The organism is Streptomyces durocortorensis, assembly GCF_016901035.1.
GTDB classification, from domain to species: Bacteria; Actinomycetota; Actinomycetes; order Streptomycetales; family Streptomycetaceae; genus Streptomyces; species Streptomyces durocortorensis.
Window position 1 is genome coordinate 1 of record NZ_JAFEUF010000291.1, and the last position, 7,506, is coordinate 7,506.

Consider the following 7,506-nt stretch of genomic DNA (forward strand, 5'->3'; position numbering starts at 1 on the left):
GACGACGAACACGCCGTGTCCACCGTCACAGCAGGCCCTTCCAGCCCGAACGAGTACGCCACCCGGCCCGAGATGACACTGTTGGAACCGCCCGCCAGCACATGCCCCTCCGCGCTGGTGAAGAGGTCGGTGCCCTGGCCGTAGCCGGATGTGGAGGCGCCGATGAGTACGCCGGTGCGGGTGTGGTTCTGCGAGAGCGGGTCGATGCCGGCGTGTTCGAAGGCCTCCCAGGCCGCTTCCAGCAGGAGCCGCTGCTGGGGGTCCATCGCCAGCGCCTCGCGGGGTGATATCCCGAAGAGCGCCGCGTCGAACTCCGTTGCTCCGTCGACGAATCCGCCGCGGCGGGCGTAGTCGCCGTCGCCGCCCTCGGGCCAGCCGCGGTCGGTGGGGAAGTCGGAGACGACGTCGCGGCCCGAGGCCACCACGTCCCACAGTTGGCCTGCGGAGTTGGCTCCGCCGGGGTAGCGGCAGCTCATGCCGACGATCACGATGGGTTCTTCGGTGGTCGTGGCGGTGCGCGCGGAGGTCGCGGCGGCGGCCACGGTGGTGTCGCCGAAGAGCCGGCCGAGGAGGTGGCCGGTCAACTCGATCGGCGTGGGGTGGTCGAAGACCAGGGTGGCCGGCAGGGGCAGCCCGGTCTCGGAGGTGAGCACGTTGCGCAGTTCGACCGCGGTCAGCGAGTCGAACCCGAGGTCGCGGAAGGCGCGACGGGGCTCCACCACGGCGGCGCTCGTATGCCCCAGTACCAGCGCGGTGCGGGCGCGGACCGCGTCCAGCAGCAGCCGGTGCCGCTCGGACTCGGGAGCGGCGGTGAGCGCGTCGCGGAGTTCGGTGGACGGGGTGTCGCTGTCGGTGGTCTCCGTGAGCGGTTGCTGTGCGTCGGGGAGTTCGGCGAGCAGGGGGCTCGGGCGCGCGGAGACGAACGCCGGGGTGAACAGCTTCCAGTCGACGTCGGCGATGCTCACGGGGGTCTCGTCGTGGTCGACGGCGGTCGCGAGTGCCCGGAGGGCGACGTTGCGGTCCATCACCGACAGGCCGCGGCGCCGCAGGAAGTCGGCGACCTCGTCGTCGGCGGCCATGCCGACCTCGGCCCACGGTCCCCAGGCGATCGCGGTTCCGGCCAGGCCCTGGGAGCGGCGGTGCTCCACCAGGGCGTCGAGGAAGGCGTTTCCGGCGGCGTAGGCTCCCTGGCCGCCGCTGCCCCAGGTCGCGGCGATGGAGGAGAAGACGACGAACAGGTCGAGTTCGTCGGTGAGTTCGTCGAGGAGCGCGGCGCCGGTGACCTTGGCGCGCATCACCTCGGCGACCGCCTTCTCGTCGGTGTCCAGCAGCTGGGCCGACACTCCGAGGCCGGCGGTGTGCACCACACCGGTGAGGGGAAATTCGGCGGGTACGGCGGCCAGTGCCGCGGTGAGTGACTCACGGTCGGCCACGTCGCAGCCGACGACGGTCACCCGGGTGCCCGACGCTTCGAGTTCGGCGGTGAGTTCACTCGCGCCGGGTGCGTCCGTGCCGCGACGGCTCAGCAGCAGCAGGTGGGGCGCTCCGCGCTGGGCGAGCCATCGGGCGACGTCACCGCCCAGCCCTCCGGTACCGCCGGTGACCAGTACGGTGCCGGTGGCCGTCCAGTGGGGTGCGGAGCCCCGCGGCAGTGGGGCGCGTACGACGCGGCGGCCGTAGGCCTTGCCGTCGCGGAGCGCGACCTGGTCCTCCTGGGTCGTGCCACCGAGCAGCGCGGCCAGCCAGTGGCCGGTGGTGGTGTCGCTGTGGGCCGGCAGGTCGATCAGTCCGCCCCAGGTGGCGGGGCGCTCCAGTGCGGCGACCCGGCCGAGCCCCCACACGGGTGCCTGTTCCGGGTGGAGCAGCGGGTCGCTGTCGCCGGTGGACACCGCGCCGCGGGTCAGGCACCACAGGGGGGCGGCGAGCTCGGTGTCGGCCAGCGCCTGGTAGGTGCGGAGCAGCGGTGCGAGTCCGGTGGGGTCCGAGGGTCGTGGGCTGGTGCCGCCCAGGAGGGTCACGACGCCGTCGGGGGCGGCGGCGGTCAGCCGCTCGGTGAGGGTGGCCCGGTCGTCGTCAGGGGTGAGGGTGAGTTCGGTGACCTCGGCTCCGGCGGCGCGCAGGGCGTCGGCCACGTCGTGGGCGGGGTCGCTGTCGTCGGCGGTGACGAGGAGCCAGGTTCCGGTGAGGGAGCCGCCGGGGGTGACGGTCAGGGGGTTCCATCGCGTCCGGTAGCGCCAGGATTCGAGGGTGGATTCCTGGCGCAGGGACTGTCGCCAGGACGACAGGGCAGGGACGAGGTTCGTCAGGGTTTCGGGGTCGTCGCGCAGCTGGAGGGTGTCGGCGAGTTCGGTGAGGTCCGCGCGTTCCACCGCCTCCCAGAACCGGTCATCGTCCGGGGAGGTGGACGGTTTCGTGGTGTGCGCGTCGGGCGTGGCCTCGGGCCAGTAGCGGCGGCGCTGGAAGGCGTAGGTGGGCAGGTCGATCCTGCGGCCTTCAGGGAGCAGGGTGCGCCAGTCGACCTCGGCGCCGGAGGTCCAGAGCCGGGCGAGCGCGGTCAGCGCGGTAGTGGTGTCGTCCCGGTCCTTGCGCAGTACGGGTGCGAACACGGCGTCGGCGGCGGTCTGCTGGGCCATGGCGCAGAGCACTCCGTCGGGGCCCAGTTCCACGAAGCGGGACACGCCCTGTTCCTGCAGTCGTGCCACTCCGTCGGCGAACCGGACCGCGTGCCGTACCTGCCGCACCCAGTATTCCGGGGTGGACATCAGTCCGGGCTCGGCCACGTCGCCGGTGAGGTTGGACACGAGGGGGATGACGGGGTCGGCGAAGTCCAGTGCCCGTATCGCGTCGGCGAATTCGGCCAGCATGGGTTCCATCAGGGCGGAGTGGAACGCGTGGGAGACGGTGAGCCGTCGGGTGCGGCGCCCCTCCCCCGCCCAGCGCGTCGCCAACGCGTCGATCGCGTCCTGGGAGCCGGAGACCACCACCGAGGTGGGGCTGTTGACAGCGGCGACGTCGGCTTGGCCGGCGAGGGCGTCGATGACCTCGGTCTCGGTCGCCTCGACGGCGAGCATCGCGCCGCCCGAGGGCAGTGCTCCCATCAACCGGCCTCGTGCGGCGACGAGTTGGCAGGCGTGTGGCAGGGAGAGGACTCCGGCGCAGTGCGCGGCGGCTATCTCGCCGACGGAGTGGCCAAGCAGCAGGTCCGGGGCGACGCCCCAGGACTCCAGCAGCCGGAACGCGGCGACCTCGACGGCGAACAGGCCGGCCTGCGCCCATGCGGTCCGGTCCAGGTCGGCGCCGCCGTGGAACACCATGTCCTTGAGCGGGCGGTCGAGTTCCGGGTCCAGTTGCGCGCACACCGCGTCGAAGGCCTCGGCGAACACCGGGAACGATGTGTACAGTCCGCGGCCCATGCCGGCGCGTTGTGCGCCCTGGCCGGTGAAGAGGAAGCCGGTCCTTCCCTCGTGCGCCGTTCCCGTGACCACACCGCCGGCCGGGAGCGCGGCGGCCACGTTCTTCAGTCCTTCGCGCAGTTCGCTCTCGTCGGCGCCGAGCACCACGGCGCGCCGTGTCAGCGGGGCCCGGGTCGTGGCGAGCGACCAGGCCACGTCGGCCGGGTGCTCCGCGTGGTCCGGGAGCCGGTGGGAGAGGCGTTCGGCCTGTGCGCGCAGCGCTTCGGCCGTCTGCGCGGACAGGGGCCAGAGCAGCGGTCCGGGGAGCGGGTCGGCGGCCGGGTCCGCGGGCTGCTGGGCCGATGTGTCGAGGGCCTGTGCCGGTGCTTCTTCGAGGATCAGGTGGGCGTTGGTGCCGCTGACGCCGAACGCGGAGACGCCGATCCGGCGTGGCGCGTCGTGGCGGGGCCATGGGCGGGCTTCGGTGAGGAGGCGGACGCCGCCGCCTTCCCAGGTGACGTGGGGGGTGGGGACGTCGGCGTGCAGGGTGCGCGGCAGCATGCTGTTGTGGAGCGCCAGGACGCTCTTGATGACGCCGACCACGCCTGAAGCGGCCTGGGAGTGGCCGAGGTTGGACTTGGCCGAACCGAGCCACAGGGGTCGGTCGTCGGTGCGGTCCTTGCCGTAGGTGTCCTGCAGCGCTTCGAGTTCGATCGGGTCGCCGAGCGCGGTTCCGGTGCCGTGTGCCTCGACGGCGTCGACGTCGGCGGTGGTGAGCTGGGCGTTGGCGAGTGCCTGTCGGATGACGCGTTGTTGGGAGGGGCCGTTGGGGGCGGTGAGGCCGTTGGAGGCGCCGTCCTGGTTGACCGCGCTGCCTCGGATGACGGCGAGGACGTCGTGGCCGTTGCGGCGGGCGTCGGAGAGCCGTTCGATCAGCAGTACGCCGACGCCTTCGCTCCAGCCGGTGCCGTCCGCCTCGGCGGAGAACGACTTGCACCGCCCGTCGGAGGCCATGCCGCCCTGCTTGCCGAATTCGGTGAAGGCCGCCGGGGTGGTGATCACGGCGACGCCGCCGACCAGCGCCCGGCCGCATTCGCCCTGCCGCAGCGCCTGGACCGCCAGGTGGAGGGCGACCAGGGACGAGGAGCAGGCCGTGTCCACGGTGACCGCCGGGCCCTCCAGACCGAACACGTAGGAGAGGCGGCCGGACAGCACGCTGCTGGCGGTGCCGGTCAGCTGGTAGCCCACCGTGGACTCGGGCATCCGGCCCACCGTGTCGTATCCGGAGGGTGAGGCGCCGACGAAGACGCCGGTGTCGCTGCCGGCCAGTGTGTGCGGGTCGATGCCGGCGCGTTCGGCAACCTCCCACGCCGCTTCGAGCAGCATGCGCTGCTGGGGGTCCATCGCCAGGGCCTCACGCGGGTTGATCCCGAACAGTGCGGCGTCGAACTCGGCTGCGTCCGGGACGAATCCACCGCGGCGGGTGTAGCCGCCGGTTTCCTCCACGGTCTGGGTCCAGCCGCGGTCGTCGGGGAAGTCGACGATCGCGTCGGTGCCGTCGGCGAGGAGGCGCCAGAGGTCCTCCGGGGCGCCGACGCCGCCGGGCAGCCGACAGCTCATCGCGACGATGGCGATGGGTTCCCGGGCCGCTCTGCGCATCTCCCGGTTCTGCTGACGGAGCCGGTCGACTTCCTTGAGCGAGGCTCGGAGGGCCTCGACGGCCTTGTCGCTGCGCGTGTTCATCGAGTTCTCCACAGGCTCAGGCATCGTCTCGGTCGGCGTTCAGCGCCATGTTGATCAACGCGTCGGCGTCCAGTTCATCGATCGCGTCGCCGTCAGCGGTCGGGGCGGGTGGGTCGTCGGTGCCGTCGGCCAGTCGCATCAGCGCGTCCACCAGGCCCTCCGCACGTAGTCGGGCGATCGGAATGGTCGCCAGCGCGTTGCGGATGGCGTCCTCTCCTTGCTCGGTGGGTTGTTGGTCGGAGGTCGGTTCGTGGTCGGCGACGCCGAGTTGTGAGCCGAGGTAGGCGGCGACCCCGTTGGGGTTGCGGTGGTTGAAGGCCAGGCTCACCGGCAGCCGCAGCCCGGTCAGCCGGCTCAGCCGGTTCCGTAGCTCGACCGCGGTGAGCGAGTCGAAGCCGAGGTCCTTGAATGCCTGCGCGGCCTCGATGACCTGTCCGTCCCGGTACCGCAGGACCGCGGCGGCCTCGGTGCGGACCAGGTCGAGCAGGATCTGGCGACGCTGTCGGGCCGGTGCGGCGGTCAGCCGGCCGAGGAGTGCGGACGTGTCGTCGGTGCTCTGTCCGTCGGCCGTCTCCGGCGTCCGGTCGTCCAGCAGTGCGGCGATCAGCGGGCTGGGCCGGCCGGCGGTGAACGCGGGTCCGAAGACGTCCCAGTCGATGTCGGCGACGACCAGGCCGTCCTCGTGCCGGTCGATCGCCCGCGCCAGAGCCCGTACGGCGAGTCCGGGTTCCATCGGGACGACCCCGAGTCGCCGGAGCCGGCCTGTGCCCGTCGAGGCGGCGAGGCCGCCACCGGCCCAGGAGCCCCATGCCACCGAGGTTCCGGCCAGGCCGAGTTGGTGGCGGTGTGCTGTCAGTGCGTCCAGGAACGCGTTGCCCGCGGCGTACGCGCCCTGGCCTCCGCCGCCCCAGACGGCGGCGCCGGAGGAGAACACGACGAACTGCTCCAGGTTCATCTCCCGGGTCAGTTCGTGCAGGTGGCGTGCTCCGGCGGTCTTGGCACCGAGCACGGTGTCGAGATGGTCCGCGTCGATCTCGTCCAGTGCGGTCACACCGTCGATTCCGGCGGCGTGCAGCACCGCGGTCAGCGGCCACTGCGTGGGCACCGCCGCCAGCACCTCGGCCAGCGCGCCCCGGTCAGTGACGTCGCAGGCGGCCAGAGTGACGGTCGCTCCGAGTGCGGTCAGCTCGTCCGCCAGGTCCCGGGCTCCGTCGGCGCTCTCGCCGCGCCGGCCGAGCAGCAGCAGGTGTGGTGCGCCCCGGCGGGCCAGCCAGCGGGCCGCCTCGGCGCCGATGGCCCCGGTTCCGCCGGTGACGAGGACCGTTCCGGTGGGTGTCCAGGCGGGAGGTTCGGGCTGGGGGGTGTCGGTGTCCAGGGGTGCGCGTACGAGCCGGCGGGCGGATGTTCCGCGGTCGCGGATCGCGAGTTGGTCCTCGTCGGTGCCGTCGGCCAGAATCGCGGTCAGCAGGTCACCGGCCGTGCTGCCGGGGGTGAGCGGGACGTCGATCAAACCGCCCCAGCGGTCGGGGTGTTCGAGTGCGGCGACGCGCCCCATACCCCAGACCGCGGCCTGGGCGGGGCGGTCGACGGGTTCGCCGTCGTGGGTGGACACCGCCCCGTGGGTCAGCGTCCACAGGGGTGCGGTGATGCCCGCGTCGCCGAGCGCCTGGGTCAGCGTCACGGTGGCGGCGACTCCGGCGGGCACTGCGGTGCCGGGGTCCGGGAGTGCGGCGTCGGCCGCGGCGGTGAGCGACAGGACGCCGGAGAGGGGTTCCTTCGGGCTGGTGGTCTCCTTCAGGCGTGCGGCGAGGGTGTCGCGGTCCACGGTGGGGGCGGCGTCGACCTCGAACTCCACGACGTCGGCGCCGGCGGCTCGTAGCGCGGTGGTGGCCCACTTCGTCAGTTCGCAGGCCGGGGGGACGACGGCCAGCCAGGTGCCGGACAGCCGGCCGGTGGCGGGGAGTCCGGTCAGCGGGGACCATTCGACCCGGTAACGCCAGGCGTCGATGGTCGTGTCCTGGCGGCGTCGGGTACGCCAGGAGGAGAGTGCGGGCAGGAGTGCGCCGAGCTCTCGGGAGGATTCCAGTTCCAGGGTGCCGGTGAGTTCCGCGAGGTCGCCGCGTTCCACGGCGTCCCAGAAGGCGGTCTCCTCGGTGTCGACGGTCGTTGTTCCGTTGGTAGTCGATGCGGATTCCAGCCAGTAGCGTTCGTGTTGGAAGGCGTATGCCGGGAGTTCAACACGGTGTCCGGCCGGTATGACCGACGCCCAGTCGACCTCGACGCCCGCGACCCATGCCTCGGACAACGCGGTCAGGAAACGCTCCTGGCCACCCTCACCCCGACGCAGCGAACCCACCACCACCACATCCGC

Annotated in this window: 1 protein-coding gene and 1 pseudogene; both read right to left on the reverse strand. The window is 72.5% G+C overall.

The features are described from left to right. Positions 1 to 5,102 (reverse strand): annotated as a pseudogene (locus tag JS521_RS31630) (type I polyketide synthase); the annotation flags it as partial. 49 nt (positions 5,103 to 5,151) lie between these two features. Beyond that, positions 5,152 to 7,506, reverse strand: a 2,355-nt coding sequence (locus tag JS521_RS31635; RefSeq protein WP_205086353.1) for an SDR family NAD(P)-dependent oxidoreductase, incomplete at its 5' end; no start/stop codon positions are given.